We start from the raw sequence: 703 nt of genomic DNA, 5'->3' as shown, positions 1-703 counted from the left end.
TTTCCCCTTCCCGCGTGGGGCAGGCCTTTGTTTATTCCGGCGCAGGGCGGCAAGAAAGCGGAAATTTTCGGCATGGGAATGGACAGACGTTTATATCGTTGGCAATATAAATAACGGAGAGAATTAAAATGAAAAAGCTTCAAGCGGTAATAATAATTTTTATAGCGGCGTATTTTTCAGCGTGTACCACCGTGAAAGATTTAACAATTAACATTCAGGGGAGTAAGACTGAAAAAAATCTTACTGCGATTGAAGAGGCGATAGTTCCTCTTGAGGCGGTTGGCGCGACTGAAGCGCGTAATAAAACTAAAGAAATCACATCGGCAAGAGAAATGCTTGTTCAAATGGAAAAGGAAGGATCTGCCGATGCTGATTATACAGGCAGGCTTATGGCATGGTCGGGTAGGCTTGCCATTCTGGAAGGCAGGTACAGTGAAGCCGTGCGTTTGTACAGGCAGTCCGTTTCTGTTTCGCCCGGAACCATTTCCGCCGTTATTTTATCTGTCCGTCTTGAAGGCGATCCTGTAAAAAAACTGGAGATAATCGAGAAAGAACTGTCTCTGCTTGGGCAGAAGTCTTTGGGTATCGGAGAGCTTAACATTGAAAAAGGCCATGCTCTGGTTGATTTAAAAAGATTTTCAGAAGCAGTCGGCGCTTTTGACATTGCGTTTTATTCGGGAATAAACAAAGTTTACAAAGACTG

Annotated in this window: 1 protein-coding gene; it reads left to right on the top strand. The window is 44.1% G+C overall.

Annotated elements, in window-relative coordinates; all coding sequences use genetic code 11:
- Positions 1–128 precede the first annotated feature (128 nt).
- Positions 129–703 (top strand): hypothetical protein (locus ACYVRA_RS07870; protein WP_461252185.1); only part of this gene is annotated, 575 nt, incomplete at its 3' end.

Source organism: Treponema sp. R8-4-B8 (assembly GCF_054786175.1).
This window is presented reverse-complemented; position numbering and strand designations above follow the sequence as displayed.